The 830-nt window shown below is 70.6% G+C and carries 2 protein-coding genes; one reads left to right on the top strand and one right to left on the bottom strand.

Features of this window, described 5'->3' with window-relative positions; genetic code table 11:
• Window positions 1–309, bottom strand: a 309-nt coding sequence (locus A5713_RS08945) for a TetR/AcrR family transcriptional regulator (protein WP_156751807.1), incomplete at its 3' end; no start/stop codon positions are given.
• Between the two features lie 143 nt (window positions 310–452).
• Here A5713_RS08945 and A5713_RS08940 point away from each other — a divergent pair.
• Window positions 453–830 (top strand): TetR/AcrR family transcriptional regulator (locus tag A5713_RS08940; protein ID WP_156751806.1); only part of this gene is annotated, 378 nt, incomplete at its 3' end.

The raw sequence follows: 830 nt of genomic DNA, 5'->3' as shown, positions 1-830 counted from the left end.
GCTCGCCTCGTCCAGCACCGCCGCGAGGCGATCGACCACGCCGCCGGGACCCGCGGCGGCGGCTCGCAGCCGCGGCACCGCCATGCGTTCGATGTCCTCGACGGCCGCGTCCAGCAATTCGGACTTGTTCGGGAAGTAGTGGTACAGGCTGCCGCTGGTGACGTCGGCCGCCCGGGCGATCTCGCGAATCGTGGTGCGCGAATAGCCATTCTCGGCCACACATCGCATCGCGGCGGTGATGATGCGGGCCCGGGTCTGCTCACCGTCGGCACCCACCGGCCGACCCAATTGCGGCGGCGTGACGCTCATGCGGCGGGAAGCCCGCCGCAGCTCCGTCCATCACGCACTACGCACCTCCGCGGCGAAGCCGAAACTAATCGATCACTCGATTATATTCGACCGTGTCGGGGACCGGGAGCCGGCGGACGGGACGCGCGAGTGAGGACAGCACGGTGACGCGGGCGCAACGGGGACGTCCGGTCGGCGCCAGCGGCGAGGAGACGCGGCAGCGGATCGTCGTTGCCACCATGCGCTGCGTGGCCGAATTCGGGTACGCGGGCGCCACCATCCGTGAGATCGCCCGGGCCGCGAACGTCACCAGCGCCAGCCTCTACAACTACTTTCCGAACAAGGCGGAGCTGATCAACGCCGCGATAGCGGCGCGGACCGACGTCGCGTTGCCGCGGCTGCGCGCGGCCGCCGCGCGCCCGGGGACCGCCGTCGACCGGATCGAGGCGGTGCTCGACGAATCGGGCCGGCTCATGCGCGAGCATCCGCATCTGGCCGCATTCGATCGCGCGGTCCGCGCCGAAAGCAACGAGCACCCGGTT

Source organism: Mycobacterium sp. E2497 (genome assembly GCF_001668695.1).
GTDB lineage: Bacteria > Actinomycetota > Actinomycetes > Mycobacteriales > Mycobacteriaceae > Mycobacterium.
This window is presented reverse-complemented; position numbering and strand designations above follow the sequence as displayed.